The organism is Mucilaginibacter sp. OAE612, assembly GCF_041806395.1.
Taxonomy (GTDB): domain Bacteria; phylum Bacteroidota; class Bacteroidia; order Sphingobacteriales; family Sphingobacteriaceae; genus Mucilaginibacter; species Mucilaginibacter rubeus.
In genome coordinates this window covers 6,254,178-6,280,483 of record NZ_JBGMUW010000001.1, presented here as the reverse complement: position 1 = coordinate 6,280,483, position 26,306 = coordinate 6,254,178, and the positions used below count along the sequence as shown (strand labels likewise).

The window sequence follows — 26,306 nt, the reverse complement described above, 5'->3', positions numbered from 1 at the left end:
CAATAATATTCACTTTATGGATTCAGGCTAAATACTGATTATGACATCGGTACATCAATGATCAGGAAACGGGAGGGCTCTTCGGTTATAATTGTAAGTGAACTTGTATCATAAACGCCCAGCGCATCTTTTTTGTTTAAAACCTGGCTGTTTATTTTAGCCGCTCCATCCAACACAAAAATGTAAGCGCCATTGCCTTTTGTTTTAATATCATAATTTATTGTTTGCCCTGCCTCAAACTCACCCAGCGAAAATGTGGCATCCTGGTTTATCCAAAGGGTGTTTTCGCTTTTTTCCGGCGAGATCAGCGTAGTGAGCTCATTCAATTTAAAACGGTCTTTAAAACTCATCTGATCGTAACGGGGCTGGATATTTCTTGCTTTAGGAAAAAGCCAGATCTGCAGGGTATTTGCTTCCTCTGTATGCGAGGCATTATACTCTGAGTGGTATACACCGGTACCTGCCGACATTACCTGTACCTCACCCGCATTAACTACCCCGGCATTGCCCATACTATCTTTATGTTGTAACCCTCCTTTTAAAGGAATGGTGATAATTTCCATATTATCATGCGGATGGCTTCCAAAACCGCGGCCCGCAGCAATAATATCATCATTCAAAACGCGCAGCGCTCCGAAATTCATTTTCTCAGGATTATAATATGATGCAAAGCTGAATGAGAAGTTTGCTTTTAACCAGCCTATATCATTGTGTCCCCGTTCTGATTCGGGATAAAATATTGTTTTCATATTGCTTATATAATTACATGTTTAAACACACAACATTTATTCCACAATTTAATTATGCGTATTTTTGCAAAAAATCAATAAGTAATGGCAAAAAAAGCTGTTATTGCAGGCTCAAGCGGACTTATTGGCAGTCATCTCCTGCAAATTTTATTGGAACAAGCCTATTATGATGAAGTATTGATCCTGGTAAGAAAAAAATTACCACTACAACATCATAAATTAAAACAGCTTGTTATTGACTTTGAGCAGCCCGAAACATATAAAAACGAGCTGAATGGCCACGCTTTGTTTTGCTGTTTAGGATCAACTAAAAAGAAAACTCCTGATTTGGCTGTCTATCGCAAGATAGATCATGATTATCCGTTATTACTGGCACAATTGGCTAAGCAAAACGGGCTTGAACAATATCATTTGGTGTCCTCCATTGGAGCCGATATAAATGGTGTTAATTTCTATACGAAAACTAAAGGAGAAACTGAAGCTGATATCACAGCTACGGGTATCCCCGCTATTCATATTTACAGGCCATCTTTTTTAGCCGGCGACAGGCAGGAAAGCCGACCAATGGAAAAGTTTTTAAACGGCTTAATGAAAGTTATAAATCCATTGCTTTTTGGAAACTGGAAAAAATACCAAAGCATTGATGCCTCAACCGTTGCCATGGCCATGTATCTACAATCAACAAAACAAACGACTGGTGTATTTATATACGAGTCGGATAAAATAAAACAAATATCGTGAGTACTTATCTTTCTGCCGAGAACCTTGGCCATCAATTTCATGACAACTGGTTATTTAAAAATGTAACCATAGGTATTAACCGTGGCCGTAAGGTTGCGCTTGTAGGCGTTAATGGTGCCGGCAAATCTACCCTTCTAAAAATATTAGGAGGCACTATAAAACCTACCGAAGGTAAAGTAGTGCAAGCGCGTGACCTTAACATGGGTTACCTTGAGCAGGACCCAAACTTTAAAAACGCGGTTACCATCAGCGATTATATTTTTCATGCCGATGATGTGCAGCAGCAACTGATCCGCAGGTATGAGGAACTGATGGAGAATGATCCGGAAAATACCAAAGCCATTGAAAAGGTAATGGAAGAGATGAGCGAGGTTGATGCCTGGGAGTATGAGTACAAAATCAAAACTATTTTAGGCCGGTTAGATATCCACCACCTCAATCAGCATATCACTACCCTATCGGGCGGGCAAAAGAAACGTTTAGCTTTAGCCAAGCTGCTTATTGAAGACCCGGAAGTTTATATACTGGATGAGCCTACCAACCACCTGGATATTGATACGATAGAATGGCTGGAGAAATTACTGACCGAAGGCAACAAAACCATATTGATGGTTACGCACGACAGATATTTCCTGGATAACGTATGTAACGAGATCTTAGAGATTGATCGTGGCAAGATCCAGCCTTACAATGGCAGCTACGGTTATTATCTTGAAAAGAAAGCCGAGCGTGAAGCAGCAGATGAAGCGGCATTTCAGAAAAACTCCAACCTGTTAAGGAAAGAGTTGGAATGGATGCGCCGCCAGCCGCAGGCACGTGGTACTAAATCAAAAGCCCGCATCGATGCGTATTATGACCTGGAAGAAAAGACGAAGAATGGTGGTATCCGCGATAAGGTTGAACTAAGTGTTAAAACATCACGCCAGGGTAATAAGATCATGGAAATGGATCACCTGTACAAATCATTCAATGGTAATACTTATATCAATAACTTCAGTTATATATTTAAAAAAGGCGACAGGATTGGTTTAGCCGGAAAAAACGGCAGCGGGAAATCAACCCTTTTAAATATCATCACAGGCGCTTTACAACCCGATAAAGGCACTGTAGTAAAAGGAGAAACAACTGTAATAGGTTATTTCCATCAGGCAGGCATTACTTTTAAGGAAGACGAACGCGTAATTGATATTGTAAAGAACGTTGCAGAATTTATTACCATGGCCGATGGCAAAACCATTTCAGCCTCTGCTTTGCTTACCTTGTTTCTCTTCCCTCCTGCCAAACAGTATGGTTTTATATCCAAACTAAGCGGTGGTGAAAAGAAACGCTTGCAGCTAATGAGCATCCTGATGAAGAACCCGAACTTTCTGATACTGGATGAGCCCACCAATGATTTGGATATCGACACTTTAAATGTATTGGAAGAGTTTTTAACCAACTACGGAGGTGTATTGATGATGGTATCGCACGACAGGTATTTGTTGGATAAACTAACCGACCAGCTTTTCATCATGGAAGAAAAAGGTCACGTGCGCATCTTTAATGGAAACTACTCATCGTACAGGCTTGAACTGGAAGAAGCCAAACAACAAGCTAAAAAACCTGCTGCTGTAATGCAAACACAAGCACCTGCAGCTAAAAAGAGCAAGTTAAGCTATAAAGAAGCCAAAGAATTAGAAAACATTGAAGATGAGATCAACGCCATTGAGGCAAGTATAAAAGATAAAAACGAACAACTGAACGCTTCGGGCATCGACCCTAAAAAGCTTGATGATTTATTAAAGCAAATAGAGGTTTTAAACAAGCAACTGGACGATAAAAGCGCCCGTTGGATGGAATTAACCGAACTAAACGAAGGATAATGAAGGCGTCGGATATTATAGCATCAATAGGAGTAATTATACTTTTAATAGCATTTCTGTTAAATTTAACTAAGAAACTACCTACCGAAAGCAAGCTGTACAGCCTTTTAAACCTTATTGGCGCAGGCACCTGTTGCTATGCATCATATATGGTAAATTTCTACCCTTTTGTGGTGTTAGAGGGCGTTTGGGGGTTTGTAGCTTTAATATCATTATTCAGGGTTCCACGTGGAACATCTGTTTAATTGAGGGAATTTTGCAGTTAAGTCTGAAATTCTAAACAGTAAGTTGAAAGTACCAACGAGAAAATCAACGTAAATAAAATTAAAGTTCCACGTGGAACAAACTTGAATTGAAGTACCATTAAGTCAACATAAGACTTAAAACCTGCAACTCAAGACTTACCAAAAGTGGAACAAGGAGGATAAAATGTTTAAGAAATATAATGTAATAGTGGTAGGTGCCGGGCACGCAGGCTGTGAAGCTGCCGCTGCCGCTGCCAACTTAGGTTCATCAGTTTTGCTGATAACCATGAATATGGGTACCATTGCACAAATGAGCTGCAACCCCGCAATGGGCGGTGTTGCCAAGGGACAAATAGTGCGGGAGATAGATGCTTTGGGTGGATATTCGGGCATTATAACTGATAAAACATCTATCCAGTTCAGGATGCTTAACCAGTCAAAAGGCCCCGCAATGTGGAGCCCGCGTGCTCAAAGCGACCGTATGCGCTTTGCCGAAGAGTGGCGTTTATCATTAGAACGTACCCCTAACGTTGATTTTTGGCAGGACACCGTCACCTCTCTGCTTGTAAAAAACAATACTGTAGCAGGTGTTCGTACCTCCATAGGTATCGAAATTGAAGCGGATGCTGTTATATTAACTAACGGAACCTTCCTGAACGGCGTGATCCATATAGGCGAAAAAAGATTTGGCGGAGGTCGCACAGGTGAAAAAGCAGCTACAGGTTTAACCGAGCAATTGGTTGAATTAGGCTTTGAAGCAGGTAGAATGAAGACCGGTACCCCACCCCGTGTGGATGGCCGAAGCCTTAACTACAGCTTGATGGAAGAGCAATGGGGCGACCCAGTACGAGGCAAATTTTCCTTTACCGACGTACCATTTATAGAAGAACAACGTTGTTGCTGGATTACCTATACCAATACCAATGTACACGAAACCTTGAAAGAAGGCTTTGAAAGATCACCCATGTTTACAGGTCGAATCAAAGGTTTAGGTCCACGCTATTGCCCTTCAATTGAAGATAAAATTAACAGGTTTGCTGAGCGCGATCGCCACCAGATTTTTGTTGAACCGGAAGGTTTAAATACTGTTGAGATCTACGTAAATGGTTTCTCCACCTCCTTACCTGAGGATGTACAATACAAAGCACTCACCAGGATTCCGGGTTTTGAGAACGCTAAAATGTTCAGGCCGGGTTATGCCATTGAGTACGATTTCTTCCCTCCTACACAATTAGGTTTAACCTTAGAAACTAAACAGATCAGCAACCTATACTTCGCTGGGCAAATCAATGGTACTACCGGTTATGAAGAGGCAGCTTCACAAGGCTTCATTGCAGGCATCAACGCTCACCAAAAAATTAATGATAAACATGAATTGATCCTGAAAAGAGCAGAATCATATATCGGTGTCTTAATAGATGATTTGGTAACCAAAGGTACCGAAGAGCCTTACCGCATGTTCACTTCAAGGGCTGAACATAGACTTTTATTACGCCAGGATAACGCCGATATCAGGCTCTCTCCTATGGGTCATGAATTAGGATTGATCAGCGACGAGCGTTTAGAAAAAGTAAATCAAAAGATTAAAAACTCTGATGATATTGTAGCTTATACCAAAAACAAGTCCATCGATCCATCAACAGTTAACACCCTGATGGAAGAGTTGGGTACGAGTCCGCTTGCGCAAAGCACCAAACTATTCAATTTATTGAGCCGCCCGCAGGTAACCTTTAATGATCTTAAAACTGCCGACGCTCCTTTAGCCGAGTTACTTTCGGCCTACGATAAAGAAACTATTGAGCAGGCTGAAATAAAAATCAAATATGAGAGTTATTTCATCAAGGAGATGGAGATAGTTGATAGGATGAAAAAAATGGAAGACCGCGAGATCAATCCAAATTTTGATTATCACACATTGGTATCGCTCTCCAAAGAAGCGCGCGAAAAATTGATGAGGATAAAACCACGCACTTTGGGCCAGGCTTCCCGAATATCCGGCGTTTCACCCTCGGATATTTCAGTTTTGATGGTTCATGTATCGAGATAAAACGTAAATATCTGATAATTAATTAATTATAAAAAGTCATTTAAAATCAATTATTTTTAATTTTTAATAGTACTTCTCATAAAAACATAAAAATCGCTTATATCGCCTAAAAACTATGTTAAACACAAAAACGGCTATTTTTTACAAAAATTCAATACTGATTTTTATTGTTTTGTTCATTTTTGGATGCGCAGCCCAACAACCACCGCAAGGAGGGCCGCGCGACCAGACCCCGCCCAAATTGGTGAAGGCAATTCCCGGAAATAAAACCCGGAATTTTGCTGCCAAACAAATCGACCTGGAATTTGACGAATTCATCAAACTCACTAATGCTTACCAGGAGATCAGCATGAGCCCAGCCATGGAGAAGCCACCCGAGTATTCATCAAACAAAAGAAAATTAAAAATTGAGTTTAAAGACAGCCTTCAAAAAAATACTACCTACGTTATCAACTTTGGAAAGTCAATACAAGATGTGAATGAAAGTAACATCCTTAAAAATTTCACTTATGTTTTTTCTACCGGCAGCCACATCGATTCACTGAGCATCAGCGGTACGGTAACCAATACCCTCACCCAGGAAAAAGAGAAAGATGTACTGGTATTTATTTTCCCGGTGAAGCAGGACACACTCTTCGGAAAAAAAAAGCCATCTATTTTTGCCCTCACCGATTCGTCAGGAAATTTCGCTTTGAATAATTTAAGGGAAGATGACTATCGCATCTATGCCTTAAAAGAAGCAAGCCCCGATAAAATTTTCAACCGCGATGAAGAGCTGATCGCTTTCCTGAAAAAACCAATTCATCTCCGGGCCGATACTTCGAACGTCCAATTAAACTTATTCAAGCAAGATCCTGAAAAATTCAGGGTATCCGAAAAACGCTTTGATACTGATGGTAAGTTATTACTGGTATTTAATAAAGGGCTAACACAGCCGGCTATCAAAGTAATTTATCCTGCCAATGTGGATGATAGAAAACAGGTATCGTTTTCACGTACAAAAGATACAGCATCTGTTTATCTGCGTAATATGAACTTCGACTCCCTGCGTGTGGCCATATTTGACAAGGGCAAGCCTATAGATACCATCTATCAGCTTAAACGTAAAAATGAAAGCTTTACACGTGTTGTAACAACAAGCTATAACATGGGTAATGACAGTAAATTAAAACCCGGCGGCAATTTGGTGATCACGGCAAGCATCCCTATCGAAAACTTCGACCAATCGCAAATTACCCTAAACGAAGATTCTGTAGCTACAAGTGATTACACCATCCAAAAAGATACAGGCAACTATAAACTGCTCAATTTAAAATACCGATGGCGGGAAACCAGTAAATATGAGCTGATACTCAATGAAGGTGCATTGACGGATATTTATGGCGATAAAAACAAACGCTTATCTAAAAAATTCCAGATCAATAAGCTGGATAATTATAGCCAGCTTACAGTGAAGTTAACTGTGCCCGATACCGCCAAGGCCTATGTGGTTGAATTATTAAGTGAAGACAAAAAATTAATTCAAAGCGACCCTATTACCAAAAATACCTCATTGGCATATAAAGGGATCCTGGCCGCTAAATATTATGTTAGGATCATTTACGACGAAAATAAAAACGGCAAATGGGACAGCGGGAACGTAAGGTTGAAGCGACAACCCGAAAATATCTGGCTAAATGAAAAGCTCATCACCCTGAGGCCAAACTGGGAAGCGGAGGAGCCCGTGACTATTCCGAAGGAAAAAGTTACTCCTTAAACCAGCCCGAATACATGATATAATTTTGAGGCAGCTGCTTCAGCATAGCCCTTTGCTCATCAGTAAGGGGCTTTATTTTTTTTGCAGGGATGCCGGCATACAGATAGCCCGATTCGCAAATGGTGTTTTCCAGTACTACAGCGCCTGCAGCAATGATCACAAACTCATTTACAACCGCATGATCCATCACAATAGCGCCCATGCCTACCAACGTATGATCATGTAAAGTACAGCCGTGTACAAGCGCGTTATGCCCAATAGAAACATGATTACCTATATTAGTTGGCGCTTTTAAATAAGTGGCATGAATTACTGCACCATCCTGGATATTGGTATTATTTCCAATCTTGATATAATGCACATCACCACGGATCACCGCGTTAAACCATACCGAGCAATTATCACCCATCACTACATCCCCTACTATAGTGCAGTTTTCGGCAATAAAACAATCCTTACCCCAAACCGGGCTTTTATCTTTTACGGGCAGTATTACTGGCATATCTTTAATTAGTGAATTATTGATTTAATGGATTAGTGATTTGAATAATTTTATTTATGTTTGATTATAAATAAGCGAAAATAGCTCAGTCGGTAGAGCGTCAGTTTCCCAAACTGAAGGCCGCGGGTTCGAATCCCGTTTTTCGCTCACTCACTAAAGGCTCTTTTTCATGTCATTGCGAGGAGGAACGACGAAGCAATCTCGTAGCTATGCTTGTCGAATATGCATTGACTACGAGATTGCCACGCTACGCTCGCAATGACATATTTTATACTAAAACACCGTATCCTGCACCTGCTCAGCATGCTCAGGATAATCAGTAGTATAATGTAATCCCCTGCTTTCTTTACGCAACATAGCCGATTTTACGACAATAAACGATACCTGGATCAGGTTACGCAGCTCGCAAAGTTTAACCGATAGTTTAGTTTTCTTGTAGAAATCTTCAGTCTCTTCGTATAATAATTTTAACCTCCGCAGAGCCCTATCGAGTCTGAAATCCGAACGAACGATACCTACGTAGTCATTCATCAGCTTCTGCATTTCGCGTACGTTGTGGGTAACCAGGATATCTTCGTTTGACAGCTGTACCCCCTTCTCATCCCAATCCGGGATATTATCGGGGATTACATTATTTTCGAAATTCTTAATTGCGTCCTCGTATATCCTGTGTGCAAAAACCAACGCCTCTAATAAAGAATTTGAAGCCAAACGATTAGCGCCATGCAGGCCTGTTGATGAACATTCGCCGCAGGCATACAACCTTAATATAGACGACTGCCCAACATGATCAACCATTATACCGCCGCACATATAATGACAAGCCGGCGCAACGGGAATCATATCTTTGGTCATATCGATACCAATCTCCAGGCATTTAGCATAAATATTAGGAAAATGGTTCAGGATATCTTTTTTACTGCGGTGCCTTACATCTAAATAAACAAAGTCTTCGCCCGATTTTTTGATCTCGGCATCAATAGCCCTTGCCGTTATATCACGTGGCGCCAATGATTTACGCTCATCGTATTCGTGCATGAACTCCTCGCCATTCGTGCGCTTTAACACGCCGCCAAAACCTCGCACAGCCTCAGATATGAGGAAAGAAGGATACTCGCCGGGATTATACAAAGCTGTTGGATGGAATTGCATGAACTCCATATTACGTACTTTACCTTTAGCACGATAAACCATAGCAATACCATCACCGGTGGCGATTGTTGGATTTGTGGTAACCGCATAAATATGTCCGGCACCACCAGCAGCCATTACCGTAACTTTAGATAAGATCTTTTCAACAATCTTAGTTTCGGTATTAAAAGCATAAATCCCGAAACAGGTGATATCGGTACTTGATTTACCTACCAGCTCGCCCAAATGGTGCTGCGTTATCAAATCAACCGCAAAATAATGCGTAAGTATCTCAATATTAGCGTTTTTATGAATTTCCTCCAAAAGTGAACGCTCTATCTCCCAGCCAGTTACATCTTTATAATGTAACACACGAAACTCGGAGTGCCCCCCCTCTTTAGCAAGGTCATAAACACCCTCGTTTGTCTTATCGAAATTAGTTCCGTAATCAATAATTTCATTGATGCGCTCGGGCCCTTCTTTAACAACTGCTTCAACAACTTCGCGGTCGCAAAGCCCATCGCCACTTATTAAGGTATCCTGGATATGCTTTTCAAAAGAATCTTCTTTTTTATCCACAACCACCGCAACGCCCCCCTGGGCATATTTGGTGTTGGATTCGTCTTCGTTAGATTTTGTAACTATCAGTACCTTACCATGCTTCGCGGCTTTGAGCGCAAAACTTAATCCGGCTATCCCTGAACCCACTACAAGGAAATCAACATTTCGGGTCATATTTTAGATAAATGTGTGTAAAAGTAGTACTAATGTTAATAACAGCTGTATAACCTGTTAAGTTTATGTAAACAAAAAGTGAAAAATAGTTTACAGTGTGTATAACTCCCTTTCTCAGGTCGAATATCAATATTTTTTGAGCGACTTTTACGACGCTTTAGTCATAAAGCTAACATTTTGTCAACCCTGAAAATATTAACATAAAACTTTTTTAAATAAAAATTGATTGTCATACCTATCTAAAAATCAGCGCTATTTTTAGTGGAAAAATGTGTATAAGTGTTAATAAATTGTGAAAACTAACTTTTAAAACAAAAATTACTCCGACTTTTGCACATTACCAACACCCTAATAAACAATAGTTCTTTTTAATTTAAAAATTAGTTGTTATTAATTGAATTGTGGAAATGAATACCTTCGAAGAAATAAATCTGAAAGGATACGTGGATGAAGAAATTGATCCGACGCTTGATCTTTTCGCGGAAATTGAAAAATTAAAAAAGCAAAAAAATGCGGTGATCCTGGCGCACTATTACCAGGATGGCGATATCCAGGATATTGCCGATTACATTGGCGATAGTTTAGGATTATCTCAACAAGCCGCCAAAACGGATGCCGATATCATTGTTTTTGCAGGTGTACATTTCATGGCCGAAACTGCCAAGATCCTGTCGCCAACCAAGAAGGTTTTACTGCCGGATATGAAGGCAGGTTGTTCATTAGCAGATAGTTGTCCGCCACACTTGTTCAAAAAGTTTAAGGAAAACTATCCCGATCACCTGGTGATCACTTATGTAAACTGTACGGCTGAATTGAAAGCTTTAACCGACATTGTTTGTACATCAAGCAACGCTGTGCAGATTGTAGAGAGCTTACCGAAGGATCAGAAGATCATTTTCGGACCTGATAAAAACCTTGGCGCGTACGTAGCCAAAAAAACCGGCCGCGACCTGGTATTGTGGAATGGGGCCTGTATGGTTCATGAGATATTTTCGAGAGAAAAGATCACCAAACTAAAGGAACGTCACCCGGGTGCAAAGCTGTTGGCACATCCTGAATGTGAGGATGTTATACTGGAAATGGCCGATTATGTTGGTTCAACAACCGGAATTTTAAAATATGCCGGCAGCCACCAGGACAAGGAATTTATTGTAGCGACGGAATCGGGCATTTTACACCAGATGCAAAAGGAAAACCCGGATAAAATATTTATCCCGGCGCCACCAAATAACAACTGCGCATGCAACGATTGCCCGCATATGAAGCGTAACACACTGGAAAAGTTATACCTGTGTTTGAAAAATGAAACGCCTGAGGTAACTGTACCACAGCATATCATTGAAAAAGCAGTAAAACCGATTGAGCGCATGCTTGAAATTTCGGCGCAGCTTGGATTATAGTTCTTTGGGATTACACCGATTACAAGTTGACTTCACCGATTTTTTATCAGTTGGATGGCCTTGATCAGGAAGTTATAAACCGGGGAATTGTGGAAAACCGGGAGCTATAAAATTGAAGGTATTTTTAGTGTAAAAGTGCCTTCTTGCTTGTAAAAAGGCTAAAAATCGTAAAAAATTTTTCCGCCAAAGGCGGATATAAGGTATAAAGGTTGCGGCCCGAGAAATTGGGTTATCCACATTATTGTTAAGAAGTATAAAAGCTAAAGGGAAATTCGAGTATATATATTTGTCGTCCGTTTTTGGAGGTGAGAAAAATTTGGTTGGTACGTGACCGAAAGTGTAAAAAAAATTTCCCGCCTTCGGCGGAAGATGTGAAACCGGGTTGCGGCCCGAAAAATAAAATCGGTGAAATCAAAGGTCATCGGTGAAATCGCAAAAACTATGTTTGAAAATCAGGATAGAACCAATTTAGAGGAGCTTGGCGAATTTGGCCTTATCGGTCACCTTACAAAAAATATTAAGCTTACTAACGAAAGCTCAAAAAAAGGAGTCGGCGACGATGCAGCTGTACTTGATTTCGCCGGTAAAAAAGTGCTGGTGAGTACCGATATGCTGTTGGAAGGGATCCATTTTGATTTGGCGTACACGCCGCTTAAGCATTTGGGTTATAAAGCGATACAGGTAAACCTGAGCGACATTTACGCGATGAATGGAATAGCGTCGCAGGTTACGGTGTCTATCGGCATGTCGAGCAAATTTCCGCTCGAGGCCATTGAGGAGCTTTACCAGGGGATCTATATCGCCTGCGAAAAATATAATGTGGATTTAATTGGTGGTGATACAACATCATCCAAGCAAGGTTTGGTAATCAGCGTAACTTCAATTGGCTACGCCGATGAAGCTGATATTGTATACCGCAATGGTGCTGAAGAAGGGGACCTGATCTGTGTATCCGGTGATTTGGGAGGTGCTTATACCGGCCTGCAACTGCTGGAGCGCGAAAAGCTGATCTACCTGGAAAATCCTAATATTCAGCCGGACCTTGAAGGAAAAGATTACATTGTTGAGCGTCAGTTGAAGCCCGAAGCCCGTCGTGATGTGGTTGAACTGTTGAAAAGCATAGAGGTAAAACCAACCGCTATGATCGATGTATCTGACGGTTTGGCTTCCGAATTATTACACATCTGCAAGCAAAGCAACAAAGGCTGTAACTTGTACGAGGAAAAAATTCCGTTGGACCCGATGACTTTTGAAACGGCCCGCGAATTTAACCTCGACCCTACTATTTGCGCTTTGAGTGGTGGTGAAGATTATGAATTGTTGTTCACCGTGAAGCAGGCCGATTATGATAAGATCAAATTTAAAATGGATATCAGCATCATCGGCTATATCACCGAGGCTTCGGCCGGTTGTAACCTGATCACCAAAAGCGGTACTGTACACGAATTGAAAGCCCAGGGCTGGAACGCGTTTAAAAAAGCCGAGTGATGCTGCAGGATATTTTCGATAAATTTTACCTCAACAATCATCCCGATGGGAAACCGCCCGGGGCTTTTGTGAAGGGAATTTTATTGCTTTACCTGGGCTTGCTGATCCAAACGTTGAATAATTACCTGGACGGGTTCAATTTTTCGGCCATCCTGTTTGTATTCGTCGCTGTCGGCTTTTTGATCTTTGTTACCGGCGAAGGAAAGAAATGGGCCCGGATCATCCTTTCGGTTTTGGTATTGCTGAATGTGTTTTTCCTGGGATCATCATTGTTATACAGTTTTGGAATTTTGCATGATAGTTCGGCTCAAAAAAAAGCTATAGAAATGCCGGTTTATCTCATCATTTTAACCCTCGTCGAGATCATTGTTGAACTATGGGGATGGGCGCTGATGTTTACCAAACAGGCCGATTGGTGGTTTAACAGGAAAAACACTAATAGATAAAAACTTTATTTTTAAATCAAACCTAAATCTTTTAAAATGAAAAAATACATAATCTCATGTGTTTTATTATTCACTATAGCTAAAAGCTTTGCTCAAAACTCAACCATTTTTAAGATAAAATATAAGTCGCTTCATAAATATCATGTGAAAATGGTAACTGATCTTAAAATGGAGATAGACGCCGTAGGTGATGAAGCAAGTATAGCCGAAATAAAGAAAAATACGAAATTGCCGGCGACCATAACCGGGCATAATGGTCATGATTTAGATTTAGTTACAGGAAAACTAAATAGCGATAATTCTTTTCCTTTTACGATGACATTTTGGGGGATGCCATCGGTAATGAATTTTAATGGGAAGCAGATTGAAACCCCGGATCCTTTGAAAGACCGAATTTTTTATGGAACGGGGTCGCCGGAGGGCAAAATACATATCGATTCGGTATCCGGAAAAAATACAGACGAAAAGATAAAATCAGCTGTTACTGCTATTATCAATAACATCAGTAACAAACTACAATTTCCGGATAAGCCAATGAAAATTGGCGAGACTTTTACGCAGGAAATACCCATGGCAATGCCCGTACCCGGCTTTACCAATATGCAAATGAATATAAAGCTTGTTTATAAACTCATATCTGTTAATAATGATATAGCAAATTTCGATATAGATCAATCGATGGCTATGGATTTGAAGACTACTACAAACGGAGCAGAGGTAGCTATTAGTGGTAACGGTAAAGGAAGCGGCAAACTTGTTTATAGTATCAAACAAAATTACATGAGTAGCATGGTTAGCAATATAAATTTTAATCTGTCCATGATAATGGAGGGGATAACTTTTAAAGCAAATGCATCCGCCAACGCATCATATCTGGCAGTTGTTAACGAGCTTTAATTACTCATCCCCAATATATTTTTGATCTATTTGCTTGTCCGCTTTTGCTCCCAACTTTTTGATCTTTTCGGCGGTAGTAGTAAGGTTGCCCCTACCCTCCGATAATTTACTGATGGCGTTATTATAAGCCGATTGTGTTTGGTTGATATTTTTGCCAATGCTGTCCATATCACTTAAAAAACCAACAAACTTATCATACATATCGCCGCTTAAACGGGCTATTTCCAATACATTACGGTTTTGGCGTTCCTGTTTCCACATGCTGGCAATGGTACGCAGAGTAGCCAGCAAAGTCGACGGACTAACAATTACCACTTTCCTGTCCCAGGCATAATTAAACAGTTCGCCATCCAGTTGTACGGCAATACTGAATGAGGATTCTATCGGCACAAAAAGCAGCACAAAATCGGGCGAATTGATCTTATATAAATCGTGATATTTTTTGGCTGAGAGGCCGGTAACATGCCCGCGGATGGATTCCACATGAGCTTTAGCAAACAGTTTTCGGTCGTCTTCGGTATCGGCGTTAACCAGTTTTTCATAGGCTATCAGCGATACTTTGGAGTCGATAATCAGGTGTTTTTCATCGGGTAGGTCGATGATCACATCTGGTTGATATCTTGTGCCGTCGGTGGCCTGCATGGCGGCCTGGATGCGGTATTCCTGATCTCTGACGAGGCCTGAACGTTCCAGTACCCGCTCCAAAATTACCTCGCCCCAGTTGCCTTGTTTTTTGTTATCCCCTTTAAGCGCTTTGGTTAGGTTTTGAGCTTCATCACTAATCTGTTTGTTGAGATCCATCAGTTGGGTGATCACGCCTTTTAGCGTATTCCGCTCGGCCGCTTCCATGTTGTAAACTTTCTCAACTTTATCCTCAAATGCTTTCAAGTTTTCCTTTAATGGGTTAAGGATAACATCTAAATTGCTGCGGTTGATATCGGTAAATTCCTTCGATTTTTCTTTAAGCAGTTTTTCGGCCACATTTTCAAATTCCCGCTGAAATTGGGTGCGAATCTGCTCTATCTCGGCCTTTTGCTCCTGCAGTTTTTCCTGCTGCGATTTATAGTAGGCCCGGGCACTTTCTAAGGATTGATTGGCCTGTGCAAGTTGGGTACGCTCGTATAAAAGTTCGTCAATCAGGCGGTTCTTTTCCTCCTTTAAAAAGTTGGTAATGCTTTCTTTTTCAGCAGCTAAGCCATTAGATTTTTCTTCGGCTTTAGCCAATAAAATTTTAAACTGATCATGCTCATACCGGAGTTTGCTCAACTCCTCGGCAGAGATCAGCTCAACTGCTTTTGGTTTTTTCAGGAATAGAAAAACTGCAATCAGTAGGATGATCAGGGATACAAATACTAATATAATACCAGTCATTTATTGATAAAAATATTAGTAAAGTAAAGCATAAATTTTTATAAATACTAATAAAGTTAATCAGGAAAGGCAAGTGAATTAAGGGATGGGACTATTTTCTGTTTTAAAATTCAGGATATAGTTTTGTACAGCATAGCCATCGCTTGCCCGCATCATACCGCCGGCAATATTTATCTGGTATTCGGTATTGGGCTTCAGGCTAACTTTCATAATAATGCTTTTGTTATCATTAGCAAAGGTAAATTTTGCCGACTTAGGATAATGATCTATACCCTTGGCTCCCGGGCCAAAAAAGTACTTTATGCCATCCAATTTTTTATCAAAATCAAATATAATTTCAGTTGTGTTGGCTCTTATTGTAGTATCGCCGTTTTTGAAAGGCCTTACTGCTATTACCCGGGCACAATGTTGCTGATAGTCGTCATCGTAAAAACTGATATTTGGCGCCAATTTATTGTAAAAGACGACAATAGCAGGCATAAAGCTTTCAAGTGCAGGATAAGTTTTTCTGTTTGATTGATATTGACCAAGTAAATTAACCAATGGCCGCATCCAAACAAAACCTCTGGCCAATTGCTGCTTAAGCTCTTGTTCGGCCACCAATGTATCGGTATTATGGGTTTTCAGGTAACTGATTACCGATGCCCTTACTAACGCTTCGTTTATCATTGTTTTCCACTCGCCATAAGCTTGTTTCCGCATTTTTGTGCGCTCTTTTTCGTAAATAAGCGCACCCGCGTCTCTCAATTGGTTTTCATAATTATCGGTAAGATAATTGATAAATGAATGGTTAAACTCGTGGATCAATGTAGGCAGATAAGATGCCGCGTCATAAGTAGGTAAGCCTTGCTCATCAAAAGTACCAGAACCAATAATTGCATATACTTTTTTGGTATGATCGTTTAAATAAACATGTGGCCCGTAGTTTCCTCCGCCATTTCCAAATCCTATGATGATATTGAAATTTTCGGCCGGCGCTTTACCATAAAATTTATAATACCAGGATACATCCAGCTTTTTAAACAGGACATTAAAACGGCTTTCGGCTATAGCATAATCAGCTAAATGGGTATGGAAAAACCCATCGAAGTCGGCGTCTTTATAAAATTGCTTTAACAGGGCAGTGAATTTTACAGCGCTTTCCAGGGTCCACCTTTTGTCTGGTAAAGAGACTGAAAAAGGTACTAATGGTTCTAATGCCGGTGGTTCATTTAAGTGAACGGCCATTGACATAACAGCATCGTAGCTAACGCCGCTGCTGTCCCTCAGTTCCTGGGCGTATTTAATGAGCGGATGGTCAATAAATTTATCAAAATGCTTATGAATATCTGCAACGTATTTAACATTGTCAGGGGTATTGTATTCTTCGTTACCCGCTAAACGGAAAACAATGCTCAGCAATTCTACACGTTTATCAATTCGGGGCGTTGCTATAGTATTATTAGTTTGGGCTGATAACATTAAGGGAAAAAAGATGATAAGAAAAGATAGGTTTAGGTATTTCATTTAATAAAAAGGTTAAAGGCAACAAAAAAGTAAACTCCTGAAGGTAGACTGATCAGCTAATTCTTAGTTTAATCATGAACAAAAGAAATAGTGATCAGCCAGCATTAATGCACCGGATGCACAGCAGAATCAGTATCACCATGAAGACTGGTTGTATCCGACGAATTTGGTGCAACAGCGCCATTGCCCGGAGCCGAACTTTTAGCCGAATCGGCAGGGCCGCCGCTGCCTTGGGTCGCGCTGGTATCGTTTTGACGGTTATTTTTATCGGCGCTATGACAGGATGCAAAAGCTATTGAAGCAGCTACAAATGTAAGGATGGTTAATTTTTTCATGGGTGATGTTTAAGGCTTAACGGGTAGTTATACGTTTCAGTTTTATTATTAAGATTTTGTTCGCTGGTATAAATTAAGCATATTCACAAATAAAAAACAATGATGAAGCAACTGATTTATGGGATATTGATAAGCTTGCTGTTTGTGTCCTGCTCAAAGAAAAGCACAGATCAGCCTCCGCAGCCCCATACCATAAAAGTTACGGTAAGCGGGGCAGATGCCTTTAACGTTTCATTATCTGAATATAAAACAACGGATAGCAGCCCTAAAATAGTTGATGCGAAAGCTGTTGCAAAAGGATCATCATACAGCTATACTGCTACATTGAATCAAAACGACCAGGTAACCCTGGTTGTTGCCTCAGACGTTAGCAATACCGTTACCTACAGAATTTACGACAATGACAAAATAGTTGTACAGGATACCGACAGAGAGGTACTGACGCATGGCTCGGTTACCGTTACCTATAATATACCTTAGTGTAAATTATTGGGCTTTCTCTATCCTTAATCCCACATCGCTGATCTCATGAAGGGGGTTATCGCGCATGTTTTGTTCTATCTGAAAACGGTAAACGCCTTTTGTGGGGAAATGATAATCTTTACGTAAAAGCACCTGGTAGCTGTAAAGGTTGCCTGATCCCTTGCCCAGCCATTCGCCATCAGGATTGGCCAGCTTTACTTCAAAACGCGTAATATGCGTTTTTTTATCGGGCGAAATTTGACTAACCAATACAAATATGTTGGAGTATTTATAGTTGCCCGTAACCCGTAAATTAAGGTATTGGTTATAGGCAACTTTTTCATCATCAACTTTAACATCAAAGTTTACGCGGTTAACGTACGACCAGTTATGATCGGCAATTTCGGTGTTGGTATCAATGATCCTGTTCGGATCGGTACAGGAACCGGCAAACAGGGTTACCAATAACAATACTGCCGGGTAAATGATATTTAAAGCCCGTTTCATTCAGGTTTGGCCTGTTGATTATTATTGTTATTATTATTCCGGTTTGGGCGGTTTGGCCTGCGGCGCCTGTTGTTATTACCGCTTCCCTCACCCTGTGGTTTTCCTTCGCCTTGTGGCCCCGGTTCACCCTGTGGTCTCGGTTCTCTTTGAGGTTTGGCTTCGCCCTGAGGCCGGCCTTCTCCCTGCGGTCTGTTTTGCTGCGGAGGCCTGTTACCCTGGGGCTTGTTATTGTTTTGCTGCTGGCGGTTTCCTTCAGGACGCGGCTGCTGGGCCGGTTTTTCCTGCGGATTACCCGATCCCTGCTGAGGCTGCTGATTGGCCGGTTTGCCCTCGGCTTGCGCCTGGCCTCCGGGTTTCTGGTTTTTATTGCGGTTTTTGTTCTTCTTTTTATTGTTGTTGCGTCGTTCGTCGAGGCGGGTAAGACTATCCTGGCCAACCACGTTTTCGTAATCGAGCGCTTTTGCCGCAGGTGTTTCAACTTCAACAATTTCGCCAAGGTCTTCAGGGATCACACCATCTTTATTCTGCTGCTGAATCTCTTTAACCTTTTTTATTGGCAACGGAACCCATGATTCTTCTCCCGGGTAGCTAAACCACATTATTTTTTTAAAGATGTCGGTTTTTTGCAGGCGGGCATCCCCTTTTTGGGTTTTAAGGGTGTTTACATTATCAGGGATGTATTTTAAGGCATCCATGTAAGTATCCAGCTCGTAGTTAAGGCAGCATTTCAGCTTGCCGCACTGGCCGGCCAGTTTCAGCGTATTTAACGAAAGGTTTTGATAGCGGGCTGCCGAAGTAGATACCGTTTTAAAATCGGTAAGCCAGGTTGAGCAGCAAAGCTCGCGGCCACATGAACCTATGCCGCCTAAACGGCTTGCTTCCTGCCTCATACCAATCTGCCTCATCTCGATACGGATGCGGAAAGTTTCGGCCATTTTCTTGATCAGTTCCCTGAAATCAACGCGGCCTTCGGCAGTATAATAAAATGTTGCCTTGGTTTTATCGCCCTGGTAATCCACATCGCTCAGCTTCATGCTCAGGTTAAGGTCAAGCGCCAGCTTGCGCGATTTGTGCATGGTTTCCCATTCCATATCCTTGGCAGCTTTCCATTTGTCAACATCGGCAACGGTAGCTTTACGGTAGATCTTTTTTACAACATCAGCTTCCTTTACATGGCGTTTTACCATCTGCATGCGTACCAGTTCGCCGGTAAGCGAAACATGGCCAATATCATAGCCACCAGTGGTTGCTTCAACAGCCACAAGTTCGCCGGCTTCGAGGTAAATATTATCGTTGTTTAAATAAAACTCCTTGCGCGAGCCTTTAAACTTAACTTCAATAACCTGGAACGGCTTATAGTTAGTCGGCATGTCCATATGCGACAGCCAATCGTAAACATCTAATTTGCTGCAACCATTAGTAAGGCAACTGCCGTTACTTTTGCAGCCCGCAGGCGAACATCCGCCACCTGTTGAGCAACTTCCACATCCCATAATTAACTTGGCATATATTGATTCCCCGCAGGGACATTTTTATTTATTAGTATTTTAATAATTTGTAAAGATACATCTAAAAATAAGATTTTGGGATTAGCGTTGCGCTCCACATGATAATGTGCTTTTTCCAGCTCATCAATAATCATTTGCGATTTGCCAATGCTCAGCACGTTACTCATTTTTTGAGCCGTGTCCAGTTCCTTTGGCGGTAAATGTACCAGGCTACCCGCCCCGGCAATGAGTAAACAGCACTCGCGGATAAAGCTGGTACCGTAACGCAAAAAGTTTTTTTGGTTTTCGCGCCCCATTTTGGCAAATTGCTCCACAAAAGCCATCACCTCTATGCCTTTATTGCCAAAGCAATAGCGCAGCCATTGTACAAACAGCTCGTGGTAGCTTTTGTTGTCCTGCTGCAGCATGGCCAAAGCTTCGGTCATGTTGCCATTGCTCAAATAAGCTATTTCGGCAGCGGCTTCCTCGGTTTGGTGATGGGCACTTATTAAATGTTCCTTAATTTCGTCGTACTCCAAAGCGGGTATTTTAACCAGCTGCGTACGGGATAATATGGTGTTCAGGATCTGATCCTGGTTTTGGGCTACTAATAAAAAAAGCGTATTGGGCTGCGGCTCTTCAATAATTTTAAGCAGTGCATTCCCCTCTTTATCCAGGTATTCGGGCAACCAAAGGATCAGGATCTTATATTCCGACTCAAAAGGTTTAAAGCTTAGTTTTTTAATGATCTGGTGACATTCGGCAATATTGATATTGGCCTGTTTGTTTTCGGCATCCAGGTATCCGCGCCATATGTCCAGGCTTAAATATGGATTAGCCGTTAAAGCGCCGCGCCATTGCTCAATAAAAGTAAGCGCTGTATCATCTTTATGTTTTGCAAAGAAAGGGTAAGAAAAATGCAGATCGGGATGCATCAGTTTCTGGTACTTCCGGCAGGAAGAGCATACCCCGCATGAGTCGCCGGGCTGTTTATCCTCGCAGGAAAGGTACTGGGCATAGGCAACAGCAAGCGCCAGGCTGCCCGAACCTTCGGGGCCTAAAAATAGTTGCGCGTGGCTTACCCGGTTCTCGCTCACCGTGTTAAGCAATCGTTGCTTTGTTGCTTCCTGTCCTACTATTTCTTTAAACTGCATTTGGTGCAAAATAGTAATTTGATTTTAGATGTGAGATATGAGATGTGAGATTTGAGACAGGAATGGCATAGCAGAGCGTCCTTACTTGATGGAAAGTAAAGAGTGACTATCATCATATTCAAAAAATCTCACATCTCATATCTCGCATCTCATATCTTTACCAAATGAGAGTAATGGCTTTTGATTATGGTACCAAGCGCATAGGTATTGCGGTTACCGACCCTTTGCAGATCATCGCGACGGGCCTCGATAACATCCACCCCAATAACATTATTGAGTTTTTAAAAAAATATCTGCAAGCAGAACAAGTGGAGCGGTTCATCGTAGGCGAACCAAAGCAGATGGACAACACCCCCTCGCAATCGGCCATTCATGTAAAAGGTTTTGTGAACCTGTTAAAGAAAACATTCCCCGAAATCCCTATCGAAATGGTTGATGAGCGCTTTACCTCAAAAATGGCATCAGCAACTATCGCTCAGAGTGGCATGAACAAGAAACACCGGCAAAATAAGGAGTTGGTAGATACGATATCGGCGGTGATTTTACTGCAGAGTTGGATGGGGACGAGATTTTAAGCTGATTCTGAACCATGATTTGCTTGATTGAAGGATTTCATGATAGAGGGTTGAACCTTGATTTTCCTGATTAGATGATAGCCTGATATCTGCTTCAAACTAATAGATTGTTATTATGAACGCGTTTAAATTGTAAGCTTTTTGATCCGAAATTTATTAGTAGTCCTATTTCCATCTTATAGGCTTCAAGATAGTTCATGGCTTGTGCCAAATGTACATCTTCAAGGGATATGATGGCTTTTATTTCAACCATGATTGATCTTTCAACGAAGAAGTCAACGCGTCGTTTTCCTATGCCAACGCCATCATAATAGATAATCATTTCCAATTCCTGGGCAAACTTCAGATCTCCTTTTGCTAATTCCAAAGCCAACGCGCGCTGGTAAATTAATTCCTGAAAACCATTTCCGAGAGTATTATGTACACGCATTGCACATCCTATTATCTTTTCAGTAAGCTCTTTATATTTCATGTTAAGGTTTAAATCCAGCTAAAGATATCGTATTAAAAACAAATACAAAACCATCATCAAAAGTCCTTTAATCAAGTGAATCAAGGTTCAAAAGGAAGGGACATATAGCATCGGGAAATCCTTCAATCACGAAAATCAAGGTTTTTGTGTATCTTTGCCCCATGGATATTCTCCCTAATGCCTTACTGGCTTACTTAGATGACCATTGCGACCCGGAGCCGGAGGTGCTAAAAAAACTCAACCGCGAAACGTATATCAAGGTGTTAAAACCTAACATGCTATCGGGGCATTATCAGGGCAGGCTGCTTAGTTTTTTAAGCAAAATGGTGCAGCCTAAGCGCATCCTGGAGATAGGTACCTATACAGGCTACTCGGCTATTTGCCTGGCCGAGGGTTTGGCCGACGACGGCATCCTCCACACCATTGAAGTTAACCGCGAAATGGAGGAGATCATCACTTCACATCTTAAACTAACAAATGTTGAAAACAAAATAAAGCTGCATTTTGGGCAGGCAGAGGCCGTTATTGCTGATTTACAGGAGGATGTTTTTGATTTGGTGTTTATAGATGCCGATAAAAAGAATAATTATACTTACTTTCAATTAGTTTTTGACAAAGTCAGATCCGGAGGATTAATAATAATTGATAACGTTTTGTGGAAAGGAAAGGTGTACGGCACCGAAAAAGATGCCGATACTGAAGGAATCCGCAAACTAAATGACCAGATAGCTGTTGATAGCAGGATAGAAAAATTGATCCTGCCGGTACGCGACGGGCTGCTGGTTATCAGAAAAAAATAAATTATGAAGAAAATCTTACTGATTACAACACTGTTGATTTCAACATTAGCTGCTTCAGCACAGAAAAATACCTCACAATCTTACATTGAAAAGTTCAAAGATGATGCCATTAAGATCATGCACGAAACCGGGATCCCGGCAAGCATCGTTTTAGGTGTAGCCATGCATGAATCGGGCTGCGGCAACAGTACCATAGCACAAAACCTTAATAATCAATTTGGAGTAAAAGGTTACAATACCGTAGTTTATACCAAACACAACAAAAAAGTTCGCACCTCTTATAAAAGATACGATTCGGTTTTTGATTCGTTTCAGGACTTTGCACGCATCATGACCGAGCGCAAGCAGTTTAGCCACCTGGCCGACGCGCTTACCCATTATGATTATAAAGGATGGGCAAAAGGTATTCAACGTGCCGGTTATGCCGGTAGCCGCAAATGGGCATCGCAGGTTTTAGGTATCATTAACAGGTATAACCTCAATGACCTGGATGAAAATCCGGCAAACCAAACGCAATTGGCCGACGCAACAACTAAACAGCAATAATTACGTTTATAAAATCTTAATTTGGCCCCTGGTTATATGCCACATAATAAGATTTAAGCCTCATGCGAAAAACCATATACCTGTTCATTGCTGTAGTTTGCCTCAATTCATGCTCTGCCCGCAAAAAAACCACTACAGTATCAAACCGCGATGCCAAACGCAATAACAGTAATATCCAAAAGGCCAATAAGGATGCTATTGCCAACTACCGGTCGTACAATTCGTTAGAATATATTGACCGCTTTAAGGCCATCGCCATCCAGGAAATGAACCAGTATGGTATCCCGGCCAGCATCACCCTGGCGCAGGGCTTGTTTGAATCGGGTGCGGGCAATAGTGACCTGGCCAAATACGCCAACAACCACTTCGGCATAAAATGCACCAGCGACTGGACCGGCAAAAGTTATTATAAGGATGACGACAACGTGAATGATTGTTTCCGCGTTTATGATAATCCGGAAGACTCCTTCCGTGACCACTCGGCGTTTTTAAAACGTAAAAACTATGCTAAACTTTTTGAACTGGACAAGAACGATTATGAAGGCTGGGCTTATGGGTTGAAAAAGGCAGGTTATGCCACTAATCCTAAATATCCGCAGTTGCTGATCAATATTATTGTAAAATATAACCTCGATCAGTATGACCGCCCCGAAGGCGAGATTGCTAAAATTAAACGGGAAGACCGTGTATTATCGCAGATCAACGATAGCATTGGTAAACCCGTTCAGGATACCCTTTCCAAAACCCCGCCCGACGATAAGATCTACACCGTAAAACAGGGCGATACACTATACAACATATCCAAACGTTTTGGAATAACTGTTGATGACCTGAAAGCGTTAAACAGTATGAGCGACAATGGCATTAAAATTGGCCAGAAGCTTGTGGTTGTTAAGTGAGAAACAGAGGCAAGACAGCAAGAGTCAAGAGCCAGGACAGAAAGAAATGACCTCTAAATCTATCTTGATTCTTGACTCCTGGTATCTTGGCTCCCTCCCCCAAAGGTTAATTGTTGTTAAATTGTATGATCGCCCGCTGTACAACACGTATTTTTGCCCCCGCAATGAAATTGTGGATGCTCCTGATATGTTTTGCCCTGCCCGCGGCCCGGGTTTTTGCCCAGCAAAAAACCGTGGATGGGGTTGTGTTTGATAAAGACAGCAAAGACCGCATTGCCAAAGTTAATGTACAGAACATCACCACCGGCAAATCTATTTACAACACTTTTAAAGGTGAATTCAAGATAGAAGCCCAGCCGGGCGATGTGCTTGTTTTTACAAAATCAGATCATCATCCCGATACATTGAAAGTGCAAGGCGGCGAATCACTTGCCGTTTATATGAAGCGCACAGCCATACAGCTTAAAGAAGTTATCGTGCGCGACACCCTGCTTAACCCCCAAAAACGGCTTGCTGCAACCAAAAACGATTATACCAAAATCTTCGGCCCACTTAACAATAAAGATTTATTGAGCTTTGGGCCGGGCGGTGCTGGCTTAAGTATCGATGCGCTTTACAATTCATTAAGCCGCAGCGGCCGCAATGCTGCCCGCCTGCGCGAAACTATTGAGAAAGACTATCAGCAAAGTGTTATTGACTATCGTTTTAACCGAACTTATGTTGGCGCCATAACCAATTTAAAAGATCAGCAGCTTACCGACTTCATGTTGCGGTACCGCCCCGGTTATTACCTGGTAAAAACCGCTAGCGACTATGAGTTTATAGCCTCCATCAAAACCAACCTCAATCGTTTTTTAAAGTATAAGAAACGCCCGTATTCCCTCACCCCGCTTGTTACGCCCGAAGACAGTAAGAAGGATCTTGGCCGCGAATAAGGTTGATTAACCTTAATACAACGTTCATTTTAATATCCGGAAATCCCAATATTTTTGCCCAAAAGTCGTTTGCCAGACTAAACCCTGAAGCAACATTTTTGTTTATTGTGGGTAAAAAAGGAGATTTTTGCTTTAATTTGTTTACTATGTTAAAAACAAAACCGGGATTACTAATACTCGCATTATCAGTCACGTGCGTTTTATCAGCAAAAGCACAAACAGATACCCTGAAAAAAGATAGTGTTAAAATAGACACTGCCGTACTTAATAAATACCGGATAAATTCCCGCAAAAATGCCATCCCCACGCGGGTTCGCCCCATACAGATCCAGCGCGAAATGGTACCTGTTACCATGCTCGATTATAAAGTAAACTACTGGAAAAAGGTAATCACATTCGGGCTGAACTTTAGCCAGTCGGCTTTTAGCAGTAATTATGCGGCGGGTGGCGTAAGTGCGGTGGCATTGGGTTCAAATTTTATTTATCATACCGAATATAACAAAGCGCCTTTCAGTTATGTATCCGAGCTTAACCTTACTTACGGCGTATCAAAGAATAAAGGACAGGGCAAACGCAAAACGCAGGACCGTATTTATTTTGACAACAAAGTAGCTTCGCAATTATCAAAAAGCTGGTACTTTTTCGGTGCCTTAACCTTCGAGTCGCAGTTTGATAAAGGGTTTAATTATGTCGATCAAGGCAATGGCAAGTTCGAGCAGCAATATATTTCAAACTTTATGTCGCCGGGTTATCTTACCGAGTCTGTCGGTTTTGAGTATAAGCCAAAAAGTTGGTTCGATTTGCGTTTGGGTACCGGTACCGCACGACAGACTTTTGTACTTGATCACACCATCCATAAATATCAAAAAGATAACTACGGCGTGGATACGTTAAAAACCGTAAAAAATGACCTCGCGTTCCAGGTTGTGGCGTTGCTGGATAAAGATATAGCCAAAAACATTCACTTAAATACCCGTTACGCGTTGTTTATCCCTTATGCCCAATCGCCAAAATTTATTACCCACCGTGTTGATTTAACGCTAACAGCCAAGGTGAACAGGTTAATTAGTGCAACGGTAAACGGAACGCTGTTGTATGATAAACATACATCCGATAGCGCGCAGGGTTATGAAGGCATTGGATTGGGGATGCTGTACCGGTTCCCGTAGTGCAGTCTTGAACAAATAATACAATTGAACCGGCCTTATTAAAAACAGGGCCGGCTTTATTTTGGAATAAACAATGGGATGAGACAAGT

The 26,306-nt window shown here is 41.4% G+C and carries 25 protein-coding genes and 1 tRNA gene; 16 read left to right on the top strand and 10 right to left on the bottom strand.

The window, feature by feature from the left end; translation table 11 throughout:
- Positions 1–38 precede the first annotated feature (38 nt).
- Positions 39–749 (bottom strand): pirin family protein, encoded by a 711-nt coding sequence (locus tag ABID99_RS26275; protein WP_090532748.1) that lies wholly within the window; start codon positions 747–749, stop codon positions 39–41.
- A gap of 84 nt (positions 750–833) precedes the next feature.
- Here ABID99_RS26275 and ABID99_RS26270 point away from each other — a divergent pair, with 84 nt between their 5' ends.
- From ABID99_RS26270 to ABID99_RS26255, 4 genes are all read left to right on the top strand, one after another.
- Positions 834–1,490 (top strand): oxidoreductase, encoded by a 657-nt coding sequence (locus tag ABID99_RS26270; protein ID WP_373615593.1) that lies wholly within the window; start codon positions 834–836, stop codon positions 1,488–1,490.
- Entirely contained in the window at positions 1,487–3,352 is a 1,866-nt protein-coding gene (locus ABID99_RS26265) for an ABC-F family ATP-binding cassette domain-containing protein (RefSeq protein ID WP_373615592.1), read from the top strand. The genes ABID99_RS26270 and ABID99_RS26265 overlap by 4 nt, the downstream gene beginning before the upstream one ends.
- A 429-nt stretch (positions 3,353–3,781) precedes the next feature.
- On the top strand, positions 3,782–5,644 hold the full coding sequence (gene mnmG, locus ABID99_RS26260; RefSeq protein ID WP_373615591.1) for a tRNA uridine-5-carboxymethylaminomethyl(34) synthesis enzyme MnmG: 1,863 nt from the start codon (positions 3,782–3,784) through the stop codon (positions 5,642–5,644).
- Between the two features lie 115 nt (positions 5,645–5,759).
- Positions 5,760–7,400, top strand: a complete 1,641-nt coding sequence (locus tag ABID99_RS26255; RefSeq protein ID WP_373615590.1) for an Ig-like domain-containing protein — start codon at positions 5,760–5,762, stop codon at positions 7,398–7,400.
- Here the strand turns inward: ABID99_RS26255 and ABID99_RS26250 are convergent.
- Positions 7,390–7,902 carry a gamma carbonic anhydrase family protein gene (locus tag ABID99_RS26250; protein ID WP_176626284.1) on the bottom strand — a complete coding sequence of 171 codons (513 nt, stop codon included), beginning with the start codon at positions 7,900–7,902 and terminating at the stop codon, positions 7,390–7,392. The two genes, ABID99_RS26255 and ABID99_RS26250, sit on opposite strands and share 11 nt — an antisense overlap.
- A 74-nt stretch (positions 7,903–7,976) precedes the next feature.
- Here ABID99_RS26250 and ABID99_RS26245 point away from each other — a divergent pair.
- A tRNA-Gly gene (locus ABID99_RS26245) sits at positions 7,977–8,049 on the top strand.
- Between the two features lie 126 nt (positions 8,050–8,175).
- Here ABID99_RS26245 and nadB read toward each other — a convergent pair.
- Positions 8,176–9,768: an L-aspartate oxidase gene (nadB, locus tag ABID99_RS26240; RefSeq protein WP_354485250.1), complete on the bottom strand. Its 1,593-nt coding sequence runs from the start codon at positions 9,766–9,768 to the stop codon at positions 8,176–8,178.
- Between the two features lie 407 nt (positions 9,769–10,175).
- Here nadB and nadA point away from each other — a divergent pair, with 407 nt between their 5' ends.
- From nadA to ABID99_RS26220, 4 genes are all read left to right on the top strand, one after another.
- Positions 10,176–11,168, top strand: coding sequence for a quinolinate synthase NadA (gene nadA / locus ABID99_RS26235; RefSeq protein WP_090532733.1), 993 nt, complete (start codon positions 10,176–10,178; stop codon positions 11,166–11,168).
- Positions 11,169–11,609: 441 nt separating this feature from the next.
- Positions 11,610–12,656 carry a thiamine-phosphate kinase gene (thiL, locus tag ABID99_RS26230; RefSeq protein WP_188833756.1) on the top strand — a complete coding sequence of 349 codons (1,047 nt, stop codon included), beginning with the start codon at positions 11,610–11,612 and terminating at the stop codon, positions 12,654–12,656.
- Complete coding sequence (locus tag ABID99_RS26225) at positions 12,656–13,102, top strand: hypothetical protein (protein WP_090532729.1); 447 nt, start codon at positions 12,656–12,658, stop codon at positions 13,100–13,102. Before thiL ends, ABID99_RS26225 begins: the two co-directional genes overlap by 1 nt.
- 36 nt (positions 13,103–13,138) lie before the next feature.
- Positions 13,139–13,999, top strand: coding sequence for a DUF6263 family protein (locus tag ABID99_RS26220; RefSeq protein ID WP_090532727.1), 861 nt, complete (start codon positions 13,139–13,141; stop codon positions 13,997–13,999).
- Here ABID99_RS26220 and rmuC read toward each other — a convergent pair whose 3' ends face one another.
- From rmuC to ABID99_RS26205, 3 genes are all read right to left on the bottom strand, one after another.
- Positions 14,000–15,370: a DNA recombination protein RmuC gene (gene rmuC / locus ABID99_RS26215; RefSeq protein ID WP_090532725.1), complete on the bottom strand. Its 1,371-nt coding sequence runs from the start codon at positions 15,368–15,370 to the stop codon at positions 14,000–14,002.
- A 78-nt stretch (positions 15,371–15,448) separates the two neighbouring features.
- Positions 15,449–16,876 carry a DUF4932 domain-containing protein gene (locus ABID99_RS26210; RefSeq protein WP_373615589.1) on the bottom strand — a complete coding sequence of 476 codons (1,428 nt, stop codon included), beginning with the start codon at positions 16,874–16,876 and terminating at the stop codon, positions 15,449–15,451.
- 104 nt (positions 16,877–16,980) lie between these two features.
- Positions 16,981–17,211: a hypothetical protein gene (locus tag ABID99_RS26205; protein ID WP_090532719.1), complete on the bottom strand. Its 231-nt coding sequence runs from the start codon at positions 17,209–17,211 to the stop codon at positions 16,981–16,983.
- A 99-nt stretch (positions 17,212–17,310) separates the two neighbouring features.
- On the opposite strand from ABID99_RS26205, the gene ABID99_RS26200 reads away from it, so the two are divergent.
- Positions 17,311–17,691 (top strand): hypothetical protein, encoded by a 381-nt coding sequence (locus tag ABID99_RS26200; protein ID WP_090532717.1) that lies wholly within the window; start codon positions 17,311–17,313, stop codon positions 17,689–17,691.
- Between the two features lie 6 nt (positions 17,692–17,697).
- Here ABID99_RS26200 and ABID99_RS26195 read toward each other — a convergent pair whose 3' ends face one another.
- The 3 genes from ABID99_RS26195 to ABID99_RS26185 are packed head-to-tail and all read right to left on the bottom strand — an operon-like array spanning position 17,698 to position 20,821.
- Positions 17,698–18,180, bottom strand: a complete 483-nt coding sequence (locus ABID99_RS26195; protein ID WP_188833754.1) for a gliding motility lipoprotein GldH — start codon at positions 18,178–18,180, stop codon at positions 17,698–17,700.
- Positions 18,177–19,673, bottom strand: coding sequence for a regulatory iron-sulfur-containing complex subunit RicT (ricT, locus tag ABID99_RS26190; protein WP_188833753.1), 1,497 nt, complete (start codon positions 19,671–19,673; stop codon positions 18,177–18,179). The genes ABID99_RS26195 and ricT overlap by 4 nt, the downstream gene beginning before the upstream one ends.
- Positions 19,674–19,675: 2 nt before the next feature.
- Complete coding sequence (locus ABID99_RS26185) at positions 19,676–20,821, bottom strand: DNA polymerase III subunit delta' (protein WP_188833752.1); 1,146 nt, start codon at positions 20,819–20,821, stop codon at positions 19,676–19,678.
- 164 nt (positions 20,822–20,985) lie between these two features.
- On the opposite strand from ABID99_RS26185, the gene ruvX reads away from it, so the two are divergent.
- Positions 20,986–21,396 carry a Holliday junction resolvase RuvX gene (gene ruvX, locus ABID99_RS26180; RefSeq protein WP_112653146.1) on the top strand — a complete coding sequence of 137 codons (411 nt, stop codon included), beginning with the start codon at positions 20,986–20,988 and terminating at the stop codon, positions 21,394–21,396.
- Positions 21,397–21,490: 94 nt separating this feature from the next.
- On the opposite strand, the gene ABID99_RS26175 is transcribed toward ruvX, so the two are convergent.
- A complete protein-coding gene (locus ABID99_RS26175) occupies positions 21,491–21,868 on the bottom strand; it encodes a GxxExxY protein (protein WP_373615588.1) in 378 nt (125 codons plus the stop codon).
- A gap of 161 nt (positions 21,869–22,029) precedes the next feature.
- Here ABID99_RS26175 and ABID99_RS26170 point away from each other — a divergent pair, with 161 nt between their 5' ends.
- The 5 genes from ABID99_RS26170 to ABID99_RS26150 all read left to right on the top strand — a co-directional run bounded on the left by ABID99_RS26170 (position 22,030) and on the right by ABID99_RS26150 (position 26,217).
- Positions 22,030–22,668, top strand: coding sequence for an O-methyltransferase (locus tag ABID99_RS26170; RefSeq protein WP_354485239.1), 639 nt, complete (start codon positions 22,030–22,032; stop codon positions 22,666–22,668).
- A gap of 3 nt (positions 22,669–22,671) precedes the next feature.
- On the top strand, positions 22,672–23,214 hold the full coding sequence (locus tag ABID99_RS26165; RefSeq protein WP_090532703.1) for a glycoside hydrolase family 73 protein: 543 nt from the start codon (positions 22,672–22,674) through the stop codon (positions 23,212–23,214).
- Positions 23,215–23,276: 62 nt separating this feature from the next.
- A complete protein-coding gene (locus ABID99_RS26160; RefSeq protein ID WP_090532701.1) occupies positions 23,277–24,113 on the top strand; it encodes a glucosaminidase domain-containing protein in 837 nt (278 codons plus the stop codon).
- Positions 24,114–24,238: 125 nt separating this feature from the next.
- On the top strand, positions 24,239–25,048 hold the full coding sequence (locus ABID99_RS26155; protein ID WP_188833750.1) for a hypothetical protein: 810 nt from the start codon (positions 24,239–24,241) through the stop codon (positions 25,046–25,048).
- Between the two features lie 146 nt (positions 25,049–25,194).
- Entirely contained in the window at positions 25,195–26,217 is a 1,023-nt protein-coding gene (locus tag ABID99_RS26150; protein ID WP_090532697.1) for a DUF3078 domain-containing protein, read from the top strand.
- Positions 26,218–26,306: the final 89 nt, after the last annotated feature.